Genomic DNA, 17707 nt, shown 5'->3' with positions numbered 1-17707 from the left:
TTCCTGCAGAAAGCCAGATGTTGATACGGTTAAACACGACCAGGCTTAGCGGTGCTAAAAGTCCTTTGATATTGAAGACTTTGCTTCATGTGAAGAATGTTGATGCGACAGGAATAGATCTTTCACAAGATGTATACTTCTTTGAGGATCCTCAAGGAAATTTCGGATTATGTGCCAAGGTAAACAGTGACAGTAAACTTGAAGGGGCATTAACGAAGGCTGGACTTAGTCTTAAAAAGCGTCGCGACTATCGGTTTGCCGCGTTGCCTTCCAATTGGGTGTTAGGTTTCTCAGATGATGTGCTTTTAATGATGGGACCTGTCGTTCCTGCGGCACAAGATGATCTCATTACACTTATGGCTCGTTATCTTAGTTCTGATGAAGATCAGGGCATAAAGTCCTCTCCCATGTATTCAACAGTCGATTCTATTGATGCCCCAATGGCTTTAGTTACCCAGGCTAATGCTTTGCCGGAACAGTTTGTTGCGCCTTTTACCATGGGCGCACCAAAGAATACAGACCCGTCGGATATTATTCTTGCAGCTGCTATGGAGGTGAAGAACAACCGTTTGCTCATGCATGGTAAGACGTTGTCGTATAAGAAAAGCATCAATACTGCTATACAAAGAGCAGCTAAGGTGTATCGTCCCATCAAGGGCAATTATATCAAGGCTATGTCACAGGATGACGTGCTTGGACTCTTCCTCAATGTCGACGGTAAGCAGTTTCATCAGTTGATGATTCAGAATCAGGCCGTTACTGCAATGTTGGCAGGCATCAACACAGCTATAGATATGGACAATATTATCAAGAGTGTGGACGGTGATCTTACGCTCGTTACATCATCACTGGGCAAAGATAATCTCCATCTTATGATGGCAGCCCGCCTCTCAGGCGCTCCTTGGCTTGCCGATGTGGACTATTGGAAACAGAGTGTGCCTTCTGGTGGGCATATCGGTGATTGGGGAAAGAATTGTTATTATTACACCGGTAATGGCACTACGTACTATTTTGGGGTCACTCCTGACATGCAGTATATGAGTGGCGGCTCCCCTGAGGAAGCTCGTCTCAGTATTACAGCTTCTCCGAAACCGCTTCCTTCTGACTTGCAGAGCCTTGTCAAGGGGACAAGGTTCGCCATGGTTGTCAATTTCAGAGCTTTGGGCAATGATAAGGCTGCAGCCGTAATATCACTTCTCAAACCGTTACCGTTATTCGGTGACATCAATACGATTGTTTATACAATGGATAAATGAATAAGATATCTTTTCAAAAGGTTCTGCCCAACGTCTTTTCTGAGCGCAAGGACTTGAACTCAGACGTATGGGCGAATGACATTTCCTTTGAGAAAGGGCATCTCTATCTTGTCGAAGCTGATTCCGGCAAGGGTAAGAGTACCTTTTGTAGCTATATCGTGGGCTATCGCCACGATTACACTGGCAATGTTTTTTTTGACGATTCAGACCCATTGCAGTATAAGGTCTCACAATGGGTTGAGATGCGTCGTCGACATATCAGTCATCTCTTTCAGGAGTTACGTCTTTTCCCGGAACTTACGGCGATGGAGAACGTACAGATCAAGAATAAGCTCACGGGATTCAAAACGGAACAGCAGATTCTTGAGTGGTTTGACATGCTCGGCATTGCCGACAAGATCAATGCCAAGGTCGGCCGCATGTCGTTTGGTCAGCAGCAGCGCGTGGCGATGATTCGCGCATTGGTCCAGCCTTTCGACTTTATTCTTGCCGACGAGCCCATTTCTCATCTTGACGATCGTAATGCCAACATCATGGGCCACATTATGATGGAAGAGGCGAGACGTCAGGGAGCTGGAGTCATCGTGACCAGCATCGGCAAACACATGAACTTAAATTATGAAAGGACAGTGAAGCTATGAATCTTGTCTGGAAGCTTTTGCGTCAGCATATCAGCATCCCTCAGTTTGCCGGATTTGCCTTTGCCAATCTTTTTGGCATGCTGATCGTTTTGCTCGGTTATCAGTTTTATAAGGATGTGTCACCGGTTTTCACCGGCGATGACTCTTTTATGAAGTCCAACTATATCATTGCTGAGAAGAAAATTGGTACTGGCAGTACACTGTCAGGACGTTCCAATGCCTTTACCAAGCAGGATATAGACGATATTCACGCGGCTCACTTCGCGACGAGGATTGGCGCGTTTACGGCCACCCAGTACACTGTGACGGCACGCATGGGCATTAGTGGCACCAATATTCTTAACTCAGAACTCTTTCTTGAAAGCATTCCCGATGATTTTGTCGACGCGCCTAAGGGTACCTGGCATTATAAGCCCGGCGACCATGTGGTGCCAGTCATTCTTCCCCGTAGTTATATTGCGATGTATAACTTTGGCTTTGCGCAAAGTCGTTCACTTCCAAAGATTAGCGATGGGCTTGTAGGCATGATCGACTTCGACCTTTTCGCCCAAGGCGCCAATGGCAATGGCTCGTTCAAGGGGAAGGTTATCGGTTTCTCTTCGCGAGTGAGCAGCATACTGGTACCGCAGGCTTTCATGGACTGGAGCAACCAGACCTTTGCGCCAGACAAGCATCCGGACCCGACACGTCTTATTCTTGATCCCGATGACAGCAAGACGGAGCAGATGACTTCCTACTTCGATCGCCATGGCTATGAGGTGGAGGATGATAAGCTCGATGCAGAGAAGACTACTTACTTCCTTCGTCTCATGGTAACGATGGTGATGGTTGTCGGCCTTGTCATCTCTGTCTTAAGTTTCTACATTCTCATGCTCAGCATTTATCTATTGGTTCAGAAGAATTCGTCGAAGTTGGAGAATCTCCTGCTTATTGGCTACAGCCCTCATCAGGTGGCACGCCCTTATCAGTTGCTGACAATATTCCTCAATCTGGGTGTACTTGTCATTGCGCTTGTTGGCATATTCTTTATCAGGGTTTACTATATGGGCGTTATCTCGACGTTGTTCCCCAATATTGAGGGTGGAACCATGCTTCCGTCAGTATGTCTTGGCATAGGGCTTCTCCTGCTGGTGAGCATCTTTAACATCTTTGCCATCCACCGTAAAATTGCAGCGATATGGAAGAGAAAAGAATAAGTTATAAGTCAGATCTCACGCCTGAGGATCACTATGACTTCTTTACAGTTGAGGAGACAGCCAAGCTTCTCGACTGGTTGCTTTCCCATTTACATGAGAGTCGCAGTAAAGTGAAAGCCACGCTCTCAGGACATGGCATTAAGGTCAACGGAAAAGTAGTGACACAATTCGACTATGCATTACGCCCTGGAATGAAAGTAGCCGTGAGCAAGTCGAAAAAAAACACATTGTTTAAGAACCGCTATGTCCGTATCGTCTACGAAGATCGTTACCTTGTCATCGTGGAAAAGAAGCCTGGCATTTTGTCTATGGCAGCAGGGCATAGCACATTAAACGTGAAGACGGTGCTCGATGATTATTTCCGACAGAGTCATCAGCATTGTACGGCACATATTGTTCATCGTCTTGATCGCGATACGAGTGGTCTGATGGTCTATGCAAAGGACAAGCAAACAGAGCTTGCATTTGAAGCCGATTGGCATAATATTGTTTTCGACCGCCGATATGTGGCTGTTCTCTCCGGAGTGATGGAGCGTGGTGAGGACACCGTGCAGAGTTGGTTGAAAGACAATAAGGCCTATTTTACCTATAGTTCAAGCTATGATAACGGTGGGAAGCTCGCTACCACTCATTATCATGTCTTGGCGCGCTCAGAGGCCTATTCGCTTGTGGAGTTTCGCCTTGAGACAGGTCGTAAGAACCAGATCCGTGTTCATGCTGCCGACCTTGGTCATCCTGTCTGCGGAGATGTGAAGTATGGCAATGGAGATGATCCGCTGGATCGTCTGTGCCTGCATGCTTATCGTCTGTGCTTCTATCATCCGGTCAGCCATCGCCCCCTGGAGTTTGAGACAGAGATACCTTTGGCATTCCGGTCATTGTTTAAGTAACATTCCTAATTCACAATTAACGTCATGACCGATTATACCATCGTTCTTCTTGTCATCATCGTTGCCGTCATTGTCATCAAGAAGGTCACTACCTGCCTGCTGAAGACAATTGTGGCCATCATCGCTTTAGCCATTATTGCTTATATTCTGTATCAGGCCGGTATTTTCTAAAGACAGTGGGAAAACGAAAATTATCTGGTAAAGAGAGAAGATTGTCACCTTTTTGTTTCCCATTTCTTGTAAAAAGGCCTAACTTTGCAACAGAAGCAAATTTTGTCCAACTATGAAACATCAAAAGAAATTCCTTTTGTCCGAGCAGGATCTGCCCACACAGTGGTATAACATTCAGGCCGAAATGCCTAATAAGCCTATGCCGCCGCTGAATCCAAAGACACATGAGCCGCTGACAGCAGGTGATCTTTCTCATATCTTTAATATGGAATGTTCCAAGCAGGAACTCGACCAGACTCATCCGTGGATCGATATTCCGGATGAGGTCCAGGAGAAATATGCTTACTATCGCTCCACTCCGTTGGTGCGCGCCTATGCTTTTGAGCAGGCACTCGGTACACGCGCGCACATCTATTTCAAGAATGAGAGCACCAATCCCCTTGGCTCTCACAAAATCAATTCGGCTCTGCCGCAGTGCTACTATTGCAAGCAGGAGGGTGATACCAATGTCACTACGGAGACGGGTGCTGGACAGTGGGGTGCTGCCCTTGCCTATGCTGCCAAGCTTTATGGCCTTGAGGCCGCAGTCTATCAGGTAAAGATCACGATGCAGCAAAAGCCTTACCGGTCCTACTTGATGCGTACTTTCGGTGCCGCCGTACAGGGCTCTCCATCAATGTCAACACGTGCAGGCAAAGATATTATTACCCGTGAGCCTAACCATCCCGGCTCTTTGGGCACTGCCATCTCTGAGGCTATAGAGCTTGCCACCACAACTCCCGGATGCAAATACGCGCTTGGTTCGGTGCTTAATCATGTGGCGCTGCATCAGACCATTATTGGTCTGGAAGCAGAGAAGCAGATGGCCATGGCCGGTGAATATCCCGATAAGATTATCGCTTGCTTTGGCGGTGGCAGCAATTTCGGTGGCATTGCTTTCCCCTTTATGCGCCATGTCTTCGACGGCACACACAAGGACACCGAGTTTATAGCTGCTGAGCCAGAGAGTTGTCCCAAGCTCACACGCGGAAAGTTCGAATACGACTTTGGTGATGAGGCCGGTTATACGCCGTTGCTGCCCATGTATACATTGGGGCACGACTTCAAGCCGGCCAATATCCATGCTGGCGGTCTGCGTTACCACGGAGCAGGTGTCATCATCTCTCAGCTTGTCAAGGACGGATACATGCGTGGAGTTGACATTCCACAGTTGGACAGTTTTAAGGCGGGGATACTTTTTGCACAGACCGAAGGCATCGTGCCGGCTCCTGAGAGTTGTCATGCCATTGCCGCAACGATTCGCGAAGCACAGCTTGCCAATGAGGAGGGAAAGGCTCCCGTCATTCTATTCAACCTCTCAGGGCATGGACTGATTGATATGCCGTCGTACATGAGCTATATTGATGGCGACCTGGTAAACTATCGGGTCTCTGATGCCGAGATCGAAAAGAACCTTGAGGAGATCCCATTGAAAATAGATTAACATTCATCTGAATGAAGAAAGTAATTGTCAAAGACGCTGCACTCCGGACTGGTGCGCAGCAAGGCATGGACGAGTTTCTGAAAGTCGTTACCGATAGCATTTACCAGGCTATCGGCGGCGATTTAACGGCAGAGACAATGGCAGAACTCAATGCCGATCAGATTACTCTTCTTGCCTATGTCATCTTGCGGGATACAGTGATGGACGGTGGTTTTGTTGAGTTGATACATAATGGCTATGGGCCGTTCATCTATCTCAATCCCTTTGCCAAGGCGGTCCGTAACTGGGGATTGCATGACCTTTACAAGATGATCAGCGACACTCATAGACTCTTCGGCAAATATCGTGCGGATATAGAAAAAGACTGTACGCAAGAAGAATTTGACGCACTCTACGAGCAGTTTCCTGAATTTGACGACTACGACGACGCTTTTGTAGAAAACGAAGAAGAGTTCACTTCGGAGATTGCTCATTATGTGGACGAGCATTTGGATGACTTTTGCAAGATTGAACCATGAACAAGACTGAACAAGAACTGCGACGTAAGAGTCCGGTGCAGATACGAAACAAGAAAGCTTCATTCCTTTATAACTTCATTGACACCTACACGGCGGGTATTGTGCTTACGGGCACTGAGATCAAGTCGATACGTATGGGCAAGGCATCGCTTGTAGACTCTTTCTGCTTCATTAACAATGGCGAGATTTGGGTCAAGGGCATGAATGTCTCTCCCTATTTCTATGGTTCCCGTGCCAATGTGCCGTCTCGTCGTGACCGAAAGCTGTTGCTCAATAAGCGGGAGATACGCCATCTGGTGGAGGACATCAAGACACCGGGGCTCACGATTGTTCCTACGCTCATCTTCATTGATGACAAGGGTAGGGCCAAGATGGACATCGCCCTGGCACGCGGAAAGAGAGAATACGACAAGCGGCAGACGCTCAAGGAGAAAGAGGATCGCCGCGAAATGGACAGAGCTACAAAGCACTATCGCATTTGAAATGCATTACAAAGTCAGTCTCTATACGAAAAGAAGCAAGTTGCCAGAGATGACCTGCGACAACTTCTTCCACTCAGCTGAGCTCTTTCATATTGTAGAGAACTCTCCTTGGCAAAGGCCGTATATGGCTGTAGTTACCGATGAGGATGGCTGTGTCGTCGCTCATCTCCTGGCCTCTGTACGTCGAAAAAAAACGTGGATCCCTCCTTTTTTCTACTCACAAGGGCGTATCTACGGTGAAGGGGAATATACCACAGACAAAGATAAAGAACAGATTTTTGGTCTCATGCTGCATGAACTGACACGGCGACTGAAGCGCAGTCTGTGTCTTTATATCGAGTTTAGCGACCTCTCAGTAAAAATGTTCGGCTATCGTTTCTTCCGCAAGGAAGGCTATTTCCCCATTAATTGGCAAGAAGTGCACAACTCGCTCCATTCCGTACCACCAATCGATCGGCTCTCCGAGAAGATGAAAGAGCGCATACAGAAGTGCTATCATGCGGGGGTGAGCACGCGCGAGGCCTTGACAGAGGCGGAGGTCCATAGCTTTTATCACCTTCTGCATGGCTTCTACCGGATGAAGCTTCGTCGCATTATTCCGGCAGAGAAGCATATCCAGCAAATTTATAACAGCGAAAATGGGCGTATCTTTCTAACGCTCTATAAGAACAAAGTCATTGGAGGTTGCGTTTGCGTATTCAGTGAGGGCAATTCTTATCTTTGGTATCTTGCTTCCCGGCGGAAGCGTTATGTGCTGTTGCATCCTAACATGATGACGGTGTGGGAGGCAATTAACTGGTCGTGGAAGCACAATTATGCCCATATCTTCTTTCTCGATGTGGGCTTGCCGTTTCATCAGAATCCCTTTCGCGAGTTCATCCTGTCTTTCGGAGGGAAGCCTGTGGGCAAATACAGGTGGTTCCGGTTCAATTTGCCCTGGCTGAACAGCATACTGAGGTACTTGTTCCGCGAATGAGCTGCGTTTATAAACGCAGTTTCACTTTTTTCGTCTTACTCTCATTCGACATCTTGTCGAGTGCGGTCACCACATAGGTAAATCGTTCTTGCCCTTTGTCGTAAGGCAATTTATAATAGGTGTCGGTGGTGATAGCGACAATCTTTGAGGGATCTTCCGTGTTCACTTTCTCACCGTCTGCGAAGCGGTAAACAACATATTGCTTAGCCACATCGTTCCAGCGTTTGCCTCGTGGCACTGACCAGAAGAGCGTATAGCCGTCGCTTGTCCAGACAGCTTTCACCTTTCTTGGCTTTTTAGGCCGCTTATTGTCGATGAAGGGCATGAGTGGCTGGAGAGCCGGATACTTCCAATAAGAAGTCCGGAGCACTGTGCCATAGTTGCCGACATTGTCTTCCACTGCCTGTGCATACCACAGCACGGTTCCCTTTACATGACGCGCTTCTTGGTGAAGCCGGTATTTCGCCGGCATCTGATTGATATTTGGGTTGCTGACATCAGCGGTTTTCACTGTCCGGTTTACGTCTTCTCCAATATATAGTGGACGGTATGCGGCAAATTTATCCCACCACTGAATGAGCGTCTTGTAGTCTGCGGCACGATTCCCTATCTCCCAATAGAGCTGTGGTGCGCAGTAGTCCACCCATCCGTTGTTGACCCAGAGCAGCACGTCGGCATAGAGGTCGTCATAGTTTTGCAAGCCATTGGTGGCAGAACCGTTGTTTGGATCCGAGCGTTGGTTGCGGTAAATACCGAAAGGCGACACGCCGAATTTCACCCATGGCTTGCATTTATGAATGGTTTCAGCTAACTGCTGGATAAAGTGGTTGACGTTGTCGCGACGCCAGTCACCGATGTTTTTAAAGCCGTTGGGATTGGTACGGTAAAACGTTTCGTCAGGAATGTCTTTTCCTATAGCAGGATAGGGATAGAAGTAGTCGTCAATATGGAGGCCGTCAATGTCGTAGCGGCTCACGATGTCGTCCACAACTTTGCAGGTATAGTCAGCCGCAGCTTTGACTGCAGGGTTGAGGATGAGCTGTCCGTCGTAAGGAAACGTCCACTCGGGATGCTGTGAGGCGACATGGTTGGAGGCGAGCATTGTGGTCCCTTTCGTCTTCGCGCGGAAGGGATTGATCCATGCGTGGAGCTCCATGCCACGCTGGTGACATTGTTCGATCATCCATTGAAGCGGATCCCAATAAGGTTGTGGCTCCCGCCCTTGTTGCCCCGTAAGATAGCGGCTCCAGGGCTCAAGCTCACTCTTGTAAAGGGCATCACACTCAGGCCGCACCTGGAAGATGATGGCATTGACACCGTCAGCTTTGAGCACGTCAAGCTGCCGGCTCAGCTTCTGTTGAATAACCTGAGTGGGCAATCCTTGGAATTGGCCGTTCACGGTTTGTATCCACGCACCGCGAAACTCACGTTTCTGGGCAAGGACAGAACTGGTTGTCAGGGCGACAAAAATAAACAAAAGCAAGGTCTTAAGCCTGGAAGTATTCATCTCTGATATTGATTGATTTTGCAAATTTAGTATTTTCGCCGCTTTTTTGCAACTTTTTGAGCATAAAAAAAGTCCGAAACAGCATTTCGGACCTTTCTTAATGGGCATTGCCTTTACGGTGTAGACGCATTGCCTTTACGGTGTAGACGCATTGCCTTTACGGTGTAGACGCATTGCCTTTACAGTGTAAAGGCGTTGCCACTTTATTTATCTTTAAAACTTATAGCCAATCGTGAAGATAGCCTGATGGCGGTTGAAGCTCACCTTTGTGGCGTCGGCGATATTGTTATACTGCGATTTGGCCTTGTCATCGCTATAATAGCTCATGAAAGGATAGAAGTCGCCATTGGTGCAACTGTACTGATAAGCAGCATCTGCAAAGAAGTTTTTATAGCTGTAGCCAATACCCAGAGTGACACGGTTGGTAGCCTTCCAGTTGGTGTAATCGGCCGAAGTGGCATAGCCAACACCTGGCGATTGAAGTGAACCGTCACGGTGGGCCCTCTTGTTGAACTGCGGCGACATGTAATTATAACCCAGACGGACGGCGAACTCAGGGACGGGTTTATACTCCAAGCCCAACTTGAGCAGGTGTACACTCTTCAGGTTCAACTCCGTGTCGTTGTTCATTGCGTCGTCACTGTTGCTGTCGGTATAATAGCTGTCGCTCCAATAGTCATAGTATGAGTCATTATCATTGATACGGTTGTCGATGGCACCATACTTCTGATACTCATAGGTAAAGCCCATGGCAAGATAGTTGCCGACGGTCTGACCCAGGCTCACACCGAACTTCCACGGCGTGTAGACCTTGTAGTCGTAGTCTGCTTTCCGTGCTTGCTGATTGTTCTCCTTGACAGGGGCGAACGTCAGGTCATAGGCACTGTGCATAGTCAGGTCATAGAATACCGGCGTATTGGCATATACGCCGATACGGAAGGGAGACTCGGCAATGGGGCGGAAGATAGCGCCAAACTTGATGTCGAAGCCTGTTCCGTCAATCTTCAGTTGCTCATAGTTGTCAGACAGAGCTCCCGTGGCATCGTCTTCAACATAGAGTTTGTTGCTACGGTAGTTGACATCGTGCAGGCCAAATGTAGCACCGAGGAAGACGCGGTTGTTGAGATTTCCACTGACATTGAAGTCGTACTCACCAATATACCCCTTTTGATACTGACCAAACACGAACGACGTGGCGTTGTAGTACTTCATGGGACTTTTGTCGTTGGCCAGGAGAGTTGCATAAGAATTATCGACAGCATTCCATGCCATACTGCCTTTTCCTCCTAAGCCGTTGGCATATTTAGCTGCGCTGAGCTTGTTGAGAGAGGCATTGTCGAGTTTATTGGCCGTGGAGAGAATCTGGTCGAAGTTGCGGCTCTTGTGGAAGTTGAAGCCGAGATTGAGCCATGAGTTTCGCCCTGTGCGCGAAGCCCAAACGAATCCGGCCTGGTCGAAGCTGGCATTGGTGGCATCGCCTTTAAGGTCCAGTCCCCAGTTCTTCTTGGAGTTGTCACCCGACTGGGAGACGAGACCACCAGAGAGAGCAAACTGTGACTTGCGGAAAAGACCTATACCAGCAGGGTTTGACTGCATGGTAGACAGGTCGGCGCCTAATGCCTCCATCGCACCACCCATGCCTACATAGCGGGCGGTACCATTCAGCTCATTTTCCATGAGCTTTGTATCCTGATAGGTTTCTTGTGCTGCAGCGGGAATGGAGAGTATTCCTGCCATTGCAAGCGAAAGAAAATATTGTGTCTTCATAGTTATTCTTTCATTGAAAAAATAGATGTTTGACATCGCTATACCAAATTTTGGAGTATGAAGAATGGTATAGCGCTATCTGTTTGTTATGATGATGGATGAAGCTAATCAGCGCCTTCCGCCGCCGAAGTGTCCGCCACCACCTCCGAAGCTGCCGCCAGAGCGACCGCCGCCGGAGTTGCCTCCGCCGGAGAAGCCACCGTTGCTGCCACCGGAGAAGCCACCATAGGAGCGTGTACCATATGAATTGTTGTTATAGGTGCGCGTACTGTTGTTACTGTTGCTGGGCTGATAGCTGCGTGAGCCGAAAGAACGGTTACCGGCACTGCGTGAAGTGTAGCTTCCGTAAGAGCGGCTGCCGTTGGTATTGCCATAGGTCCTGCCGGATGACCAAGTACGCTGGCCGCTATATCCGCCAGAGTTGGCACCGCCATTGTTGACAACTACACCTCCGCCCCAGTAAGGATAGTCCCAGCCGTACCAGCCATAGCGATAGGGCCATCCCCAACCATAGTAGCGGTTGTACCAGGGGCTGTACCAACCCGCATAGCCATAGTACCAAGGATCATACCATCCACCACCATACCAACTGGTGTACCAAGGGTCGTACCATCCGTAAGGGCCATAGAAATTGTCGTAGAACCACGGATCGTAGAATCCATCCCACCGTGACATGCGGCGTGTGTAAGTGTAGTCATCACTATTGTCAAACTTGGCACTGCCAGGATAGACATAGGCAGTGTCGGCGAGGGTGGAGTCACGGTAAGCTCCCTTGCCTGGCATGAAAGTAATGATATCGTTGCCCAGCGAGTCGGTACCTATCTTCTGATAGTAACTGTTGAGCCTGCCATAGCGGTTGTATTCGTCCACACTACGTCTGCTTCCAGAATAAGAAGGCACTCTTTCCACCTTCGGGGTGTTCGCCTCCTTACTGGGTGTAAAGTAAACATCATCTTGCGCCATCGATGCCAGCGGCATCGTGCCCGCGAAAACTAACAGCATCAATAACTTTTTCATATCTTTATTCTTTAATTGTTGTTCTTATCTGGTAAATGGAACTATCCATATATCCTTGCTTTTCTACACTACAAAATTAATGCCTATCCTTTTGCAAATTTACGGAAAAACCCTAAGCTGTGGTAGGTTTTCCCCTATTTTTTTTTAATTTTGCACATATATTTATATTACGTTCTCATTTAAACGCAATTTTGTTATGGAATATTTACAAGCTGATTTTATCATCTCTTGTCCTGACAGCCTTTTGCAGACAGCACGTGACCTTTTGGCAGACGTTGCGGCAGAGGCCGGCTTCGAGTCGTTTGAAGACACAGCTGACGGCATACGGGGATACGTACAAACTCTATTGTTCAATCAAAAAGAGTTAGATAGTCAGCTTGCTGCTTTTCCTTTACAGAACACGACCATCAGCTATTCCATGGAAAAAGTTGAGGATAAGGACTGGAATAGGACATGGGAGGACAATGGCTTTGATCCTATTGACATTGACGGCAGGCTGCTTATCGTAGATGCAAATCATCCGCAGCCCTTGCCAAGCACTTCAAAACGTATCATACAGATTGGTGCGCGTCTTGCTTTTGGCACGGGGACGCATGAGACTACCCAGATGATCATCGACACGCTGTTAGGTACTGGTGATGACGAATATCCATTGCAGGGCTGCCGCGTCCTCGATTGCGGTTGCGGTACAGGAATATTGGGCATAGCGGCATCGATACTTGGTGCTAAGGATGTCGTGGGTTATGACATTGATGAGTGGAGCGTCAACAATACCCGTCACAATGCGGAGATCAATGGCGTCGAGAACCTGAAGGCCCTTCTTGGCGATGCCTCTGTGATGAACAGTATTGACGAACAGTTTGACATTGTGCTGGCTAATATTAACCGTAACATTCTTCTTCACGACATGAAGGCGATGCGTGACAAAATGGCGGACAGGGCATTGCTTGTGCTCAGTGGTTTCTATGAGGACGATGTGCCCCTGCTCGTAGATAGGGCTGCGTCGCTTGGCTTGAGCCTGAAAGCGAAAAAAGAAAAGGGACTGTGGCGCTGTATTGTCCTTGGATTTTGGCAATGCCTTTGCTTTATCGTCTTACTCCCTTCGTCTATCTATATGACTGATGTTTAGCGTTTACTGTTCATGGCGATAATAGGATACAAGGTCCGAGACATGATGGAGAAGAAGGTTGAGTGATATTTAGGTGGCCGCTTCACGTTATTCTTTCAACAATTATATCCTTGTAAGATTACGATTTGTTTTTCAGATGCATTGGTATTTGGATCTTTTTTCTTATCTTCGCAGTCAATTATTGACATCAAGGTATAATATAAGATGAAGAAACCAAAGATAAAGATTACTGTCGTAGATAAGAAAGGTCCTAAGGCTTGTCATCATAGGCATCGAATTGGCGACACGTGGGATTTCGACACTGAGCGTGGCACTCTTTGCCCTATGGCTGCTCATGTGGCTTTCCCTTATGTGGATATCTTGCGCTATGGTGGTAACATCCCTGGCATGAAGAATAATTCCATTTGTATTTGTTGTCCGGATGTGGATGTAATTAATGTCTTTCGGATAGAGAAAATCGATGAGTAAGTTTTTTTCTTATCATTTCTTGTTCCATTGGCGAATTATTATTAACTTTGCAAACACGTAATCACAATGGCCCCGTAGCTCAGTTGAATAGAGCATCAGATTCCGGTTCTGAGTGTCGCGGGTTTGAGTCCCGCCGGGGTCACGATTGATAACCCCTGCAACTCATCGAGTTACAGGGGTTATAGCGCTTTGATTAAAATACCATCTTATTTCTTCGTAGACTCATTAGGACTGGTTGACCACCCCCCTCAAGTCTGATAGCAAACAGAATTATCTATTGTGCCGATTTTGCTGTGGCCTTGATTTTTTTGTTCAATTAGCGTAAAATCCAAAATATTATATAAGTTTTTATATAAGTTTGCAAGGACAAATATCCTGAAGCAATAAGAGTCTTCGAAGATGGAATACAACTAAAATATAATGAGAAGAAGATGAAGAAGATGTTATTATCCACGGCCCTTTTGGGCTTATCAATTGTGGGCGACGCACAAAACATCCAGTTACCGAAGCAACAGTTTGATAACCAGGTGACGTTGATGCAAGCATTACAGCACCGTCATTCTACACGTGAGTTTTCAGAACGGATGATTACTGACAGCGAGTTGTCAACCATTCTGTGGGCGGCCTGTGGCATCAATCGCCCTGAGAGCGGAAAACTCACGGTGCCTTCTGCCATCAACGCACAGGACGTGGCGGTGTATGTTATTCGCAAGGATGGCGCATACCGCTATGAGCCGAAGCAGAACCTATTGGTGCAAGTGACTAAGAAAGACCTTCGTACAGCCGTTGCCGGTCGTCAGGCTTTCGCGGCAACAGCACCGGTGTCATTGCTCCTGGTGAGCGATCATTCCAAGTTTAGCGGCTTATCGGCTCAGGCTGCTGAGCGCATGGGGGTAGTGGACTGCGGCTATGTGTCGCAGAACATTTGCCTGGCGTGCGAAGCGTTGGGATTGAACACCGTGCCAAGGGCAACCATGGATACGGATGCCTTGCGCAAGGCTCTGAATCTTGGTGAGCAAGCTGATCTGGTGCTCAATCATCAGATAGGCTACCCAAAATAAATTATTTGCATGAAAAGAAGCGGATTTTGCTTGCCTTGAGATCAGCCGGTTATAAGACCTATCTCCTGAGCAATACCATCGACTTGCATTGGCGTTACTGCGTGGAGCAACTGTTCCCCATGAATGATTACACGGTCGATGATTACTTTGAGCACACATTCGTCTCACAAGAGATGCACATGAAGAAACCAGACGATGAAATCTTCCAGGCGGTCTTGTATGAGGCTGACATTCGCCCTGAGGAGACGCTCTTTGTTGATGACCTTGAGGTGAACTGCCAGGCAGCAGAGCGCAATGGCATTCATAGCTTTCAAAATAAGGAGTTCGACGATTGGATAGATTACTTTAAACAATTGTTGAGATAGGAGAGGAGGCCTATATGTAATTGGTGAGTACTTGAAATAAATAAAGTAGCGTATCACATGATTGCACTTTAGACACTCATGTACTCAAAAATAAACGATGATGGAAGAAAAGATGAATAGCCCGTGGCTTCGTATTGCCTTACTCCAACAACCGTCATTATAAAAAAACATGATGATTGTAGGAGGCAATAGGAATGTCGCGCCGTCTGCAATTTGATTACTAAGCGAATGTTATTGCCTGGTAACGTGACCACGGTTTGGTCAACACGTGACCACGCTTTGGTCAGCACATGACCACGGTTTGGTCAACACGTGACCACGCTTTGGTCATTTCAGTTATCATGAGTAGCCACACCGTCAGAACTCGAAGCGTATCTTTCCATTTATCTGTCTTCGTGTGAGGTAGTTGGGCACGGCATACATCTGATTGGTGACATCGGTAATCCAGTAGTAGGAGTTGACATTGCTGATGTCGAAGAGATTGAGACAGTCAATGCCTAACCAGATATTCTTGAAGATGCTCTTGCGATGATGGTCTTCATTGTTGAGCAGTCGGTAGGTCATGCCAATGTCAGCACGTCTGTAGGCTGGCGCGCGGAATACATTGCGTTCCAGCTCACGGTGTGGCGCAGAGAAAGGCAGACCGTCAGCATAACTCAGCCGCAGCGTCATCAGCCAGCGGTCGGACCCTGGAAAGTAGTCGGTATAAAACAGGTGGGCGGCAAACCGTTGGTCGGTGGGTAAAGGCATTGTCCGGCTATTGATGTTCATACGCGTATTCATCAGTGAAAATGTCAGCCAGGAATCAGTGCCGGGCACAAATTCACCGTAGAGTTTCATGTCAAGTCCCACAGCGTGTCCCTTGGCATTATTGTCACCGAAATATGTGATTTTCATGTTGTTGACGGAATATGGCACGAGGTTACTGAGGAGTTTGAAATAGAGTTCAGAGGAGAATTTGAACGGTCGGCCGTTGATTTTGAAACGGTATTCCATGCCTCCTGTGAAATGGATGGATCGCTGACTCTTGATTTTATTGTTGAGTGTAGCGTAGGTCATGCCTCCGACAGTAGTCGTATCACGCAGTTCTTTAAAGAAAGGAGCCTGGTAATAGAATCCGGTTGCAAGTCGGAAACTGATGTTCTGATTGAATGCCGGAATGATGTTGAGCGACACTCTTGGGGAGAGAATCGACTCGTGGGTATAGTTCCAATGTGAGAACCGCACGCCATAGTTGAGGGTATAAAGCACGGGAGAGCCCGCGGTGGAATCGCTTTTCTCCGAGTCTCCCCCCGATTGGAACCGCCAGGTATCTTGCAGGTAAAGTTCAAGCCGGTTGCTGTTGATGGCGTTTTTTGCCCTTAGACTGTAGATCATGTACAGGTCTTTCCCCGTATGAGGCATGACGTATCCCGCCGAGTCGCACATCTCATACTCGGCGGAATTCTCTTCCACATGTTCTCTCTTATAGGTGATGGCCCCTTCGATGTCGTGCTTCCGTGCCGTGTGCCTTGCCAGGAGTTTCACGCTTTCAACATTTCCTTTCAGGTAGTTACGGGCGTGCTGGAAATAGGTTCCGACTCCCAGGTTCTCCGAAGTCTCTGTTTGCGTCAGCCAATACTGTCCCTCAATATCGTATTTTTCTTGCTCATCAGTATTGAAAGCGGATGCTATAAGCGAGACAGATGTTGAGTCACCATAGTGGCGGCCGATATTGAGAGATCCGAAGAAGGTGCGGAACCGGTCGCGCTCCTTGCCGTCGAAATATACTCGGAAGGCGTGGGCGTTCTCCATCGTGCCAAAGCGGGTCTCCCTGTCTTTGGGCTTGAAATTGTAATGGTTGTCGGAGATGTCACCGATGAAGTCGAAACTCCACCGCGAATTGGGTCTCCAATTGAGATAGGTTTGATAATCCATAAAGTCGGGCTCATATTCCCCGTTGGTATCAAACGTGCCGAGAAGGCAGCGGTTGGTCTTGTAGCGTAATCCGTTACACCATGCGAATTTTTTGTTAGCGATACCTACATAGGCTGCCGCGCCAAGAAGTGACGCGTCGAGGGCTGCTTCGAAATGCTGAGGGCGACGGTAAGTAATGTCAAGCGCTGACGACATTTTGTCGCCATAGCGCGCGGAATAGCCTCCGGTAGAGAAGCCGATGTTTCCCACCATGTCGGGATTGATGACAGAGAGTCCCTCTTGTTGTCCGCTTCTGACCAGAAAAGGGCGGAAGACTTCAACATTGTTGATGTAGACGGCATTCTCGTCGAAGGAGCCGCCGCGCACGTTGTATTGCGACGAGAGCTCTGAGTGACTGCTTACACCGGCCTGGCTTTGCAGGAGCTCTTCAACAGCATTCCCCGTAGTGGAAGGCATGTTTTTCAGGGGTTTGGTCTTGAGTCCCTCCATTTGTCCGGTCTGAATCCTCTCGCCTTGTACATTCACCTCATCGAGTGTATTCTCTCCTTGATAAAGTACAACCTGAAGCGTTTGCACGCCATGCGGCTTTACGAGCACTCGTTTTTTCGTGCGATAGCCCAGCATGGAAAACCGGATGACGACCGAGTCAGCAGTATGCAGCGTGAGATTGTATTCGCCTTTGAGGGAAGTGACTGTGGCCTTGCCCTGTGCCACACATGCTACGGAAGCCAGTTCAACAGGTTTCCCCTCCTCATCGGTCACGCGACCTTTCAGAGTGAAAGTCTGTGCTACCACCGTCAAGGCAGAAAGTAAAGAGATAATGATAAATAAAGGGCGCTTCATGTAAGAAATAACGTTATCCT

General features: G+C 47.9%; 17 protein-coding genes and 1 tRNA gene. 14 read left to right on the top strand and 4 right to left on the bottom strand.

The features are described 5' to 3' along the window. Positions 1–17 precede the first annotated feature (17 nt). From PREMU_RS07510 to PREMU_RS07470, 9 genes are all read left to right on the top strand, one after another. The gene (locus PREMU_RS07510) at positions 18–1256 is read left to right on the top strand and encodes a DUF4836 family protein (protein ID WP_223918576.1); all 1239 of its coding nucleotides are present in this window, start codon (positions 18–20) and stop codon (positions 1254–1256) included. Then, positions 1253–1897 (top strand): ATP-binding cassette domain-containing protein, encoded by a 645-nt coding sequence (locus PREMU_RS07505; RefSeq protein ID WP_007574303.1) that lies wholly within the window; start codon positions 1253–1255, stop codon positions 1895–1897. Before PREMU_RS07510 ends, PREMU_RS07505 begins: the two co-directional genes overlap by 4 nt. After that, positions 1894–3093, top strand: a complete 1200-nt coding sequence (locus PREMU_RS07500) for a cell division FtsX domain-containing protein (protein ID WP_007574302.1) — start codon at positions 1894–1896, stop codon at positions 3091–3093. Before PREMU_RS07505 ends, PREMU_RS07500 begins: the two co-directional genes overlap by 4 nt. Continuing rightward, on the top strand, positions 3075–3983 hold the full coding sequence (locus PREMU_RS07495; protein WP_007574301.1) for an RluA family pseudouridine synthase: 909 nt from the start codon (positions 3075–3077) through the stop codon (positions 3981–3983). Before PREMU_RS07500 ends, PREMU_RS07495 begins: the two co-directional genes overlap by 19 nt. Before the next feature lie 24 nt (positions 3984–4007). Then, positions 4008–4154, top strand: a complete 147-nt coding sequence (locus PREMU_RS07490; RefSeq protein ID WP_007574300.1) for a hypothetical protein — start codon at positions 4008–4010, stop codon at positions 4152–4154. Between the two features lie 112 nt (positions 4155–4266). Then, a complete protein-coding gene (locus tag PREMU_RS07485) occupies positions 4267–5637 on the top strand; it encodes a TrpB-like pyridoxal phosphate-dependent enzyme (protein ID WP_007574299.1) in 1371 nt (456 codons plus the stop codon). 11 nt (positions 5638–5648) lie between these two features. Beyond that, a complete protein-coding gene (locus PREMU_RS07480; protein WP_007574297.1) occupies positions 5649–6155 on the top strand; it encodes a DMP19 family protein in 507 nt (168 codons plus the stop codon). After that, positions 6152–6637, top strand: coding sequence for an SsrA-binding protein SmpB (smpB, locus tag PREMU_RS07475; protein ID WP_007574295.1), 486 nt, complete (start codon positions 6152–6154; stop codon positions 6635–6637). The genes PREMU_RS07480 and smpB overlap by 4 nt, the downstream gene beginning before the upstream one ends. 1 nt (position 6638) lies before the next feature. Further along, complete coding sequence (locus PREMU_RS07470) at positions 6639–7613, top strand: hypothetical protein (protein WP_007574294.1); 975 nt, start codon at positions 6639–6641, stop codon at positions 7611–7613. 7 nt (positions 7614–7620) lie between these two features. On the opposite strand, the gene PREMU_RS07465 is transcribed toward PREMU_RS07470, so the two are convergent. The 3 genes from PREMU_RS07465 to PREMU_RS07455 form a co-directional block, all read right to left on the bottom strand. Then, positions 7621–9120 carry a glycoside hydrolase family 10-like protein gene (locus tag PREMU_RS07465; protein WP_040558133.1) on the bottom strand — a complete coding sequence of 500 codons (1500 nt, stop codon included), beginning with the start codon at positions 9118–9120 and terminating at the stop codon, positions 7621–7623. A gap of 213 nt (positions 9121–9333) precedes the next feature. After that, entirely contained in the window at positions 9334–10887 is a 1554-nt protein-coding gene (locus tag PREMU_RS07460) for an OmpP1/FadL family transporter (RefSeq protein WP_040558131.1), read from the bottom strand. Positions 10888–10995: 108 nt separating this feature from the next. Beyond that, entirely contained in the window at positions 10996–11904 is a 909-nt protein-coding gene (locus PREMU_RS07455; RefSeq protein ID WP_007574291.1) for a hypothetical protein, read from the bottom strand. Positions 11905–12100: 196 nt separating this feature from the next. Here PREMU_RS07455 and prmA point away from each other — a divergent pair, with 196 nt between their 5' ends. The 5 genes from prmA (at position 12101) to PREMU_RS07430 (ending at position 14927) form a co-directional block, all read left to right on the top strand. Next, positions 12101–13033 carry a 50S ribosomal protein L11 methyltransferase gene (prmA, locus tag PREMU_RS07450; protein WP_007574290.1) on the top strand — a complete coding sequence of 311 codons (933 nt, stop codon included), beginning with the start codon at positions 12101–12103 and terminating at the stop codon, positions 13031–13033. A gap of 204 nt (positions 13034–13237) precedes the next feature. Then, on the top strand, positions 13238–13501 hold the full coding sequence (locus PREMU_RS07445; protein WP_007574289.1) for a TIGR04076 family protein: 264 nt from the start codon (positions 13238–13240) through the stop codon (positions 13499–13501). A gap of 68 nt (positions 13502–13569) precedes the next feature. After that, positions 13570–13643 (top strand) — tRNA-Arg (locus PREMU_RS07440). 289 nt (positions 13644–13932) lie between these two features. Continuing rightward, positions 13933–14562, top strand: a complete 630-nt coding sequence (locus PREMU_RS07435; RefSeq protein WP_007574288.1) for a nitroreductase family protein — start codon at positions 13933–13935, stop codon at positions 14560–14562. A gap of 26 nt (positions 14563–14588) precedes the next feature. Continuing rightward, positions 14589–14927 (top strand): HAD-IA family hydrolase, encoded by a 339-nt coding sequence (locus PREMU_RS07430; protein ID WP_050796387.1) that lies wholly within the window; start codon positions 14589–14591, stop codon positions 14925–14927. Between the two features lie 357 nt (positions 14928–15284). On the opposite strand, the gene PREMU_RS07425 is transcribed toward PREMU_RS07430, so the two are convergent. After that, positions 15285–17687, bottom strand: coding sequence for a TonB-dependent receptor (locus tag PREMU_RS07425; protein ID WP_007574287.1), 2403 nt, complete (start codon positions 17685–17687; stop codon positions 15285–15287). Positions 17688–17707 lie beyond the last annotated feature (20 nt).

The sequence above is a fragment of the Hallella multisaccharivorax DSM 17128 genome (assembly GCF_000218235.1).
Classification (GTDB): Bacteria; Bacteroidota; Bacteroidia; order Bacteroidales; family Bacteroidaceae; genus Prevotella; species Prevotella multisaccharivorax.
The sequence above is the reverse complement of the archived record's forward strand: the minus strand, read 5'-3'. Positions and strand labels throughout refer to the sequence as shown.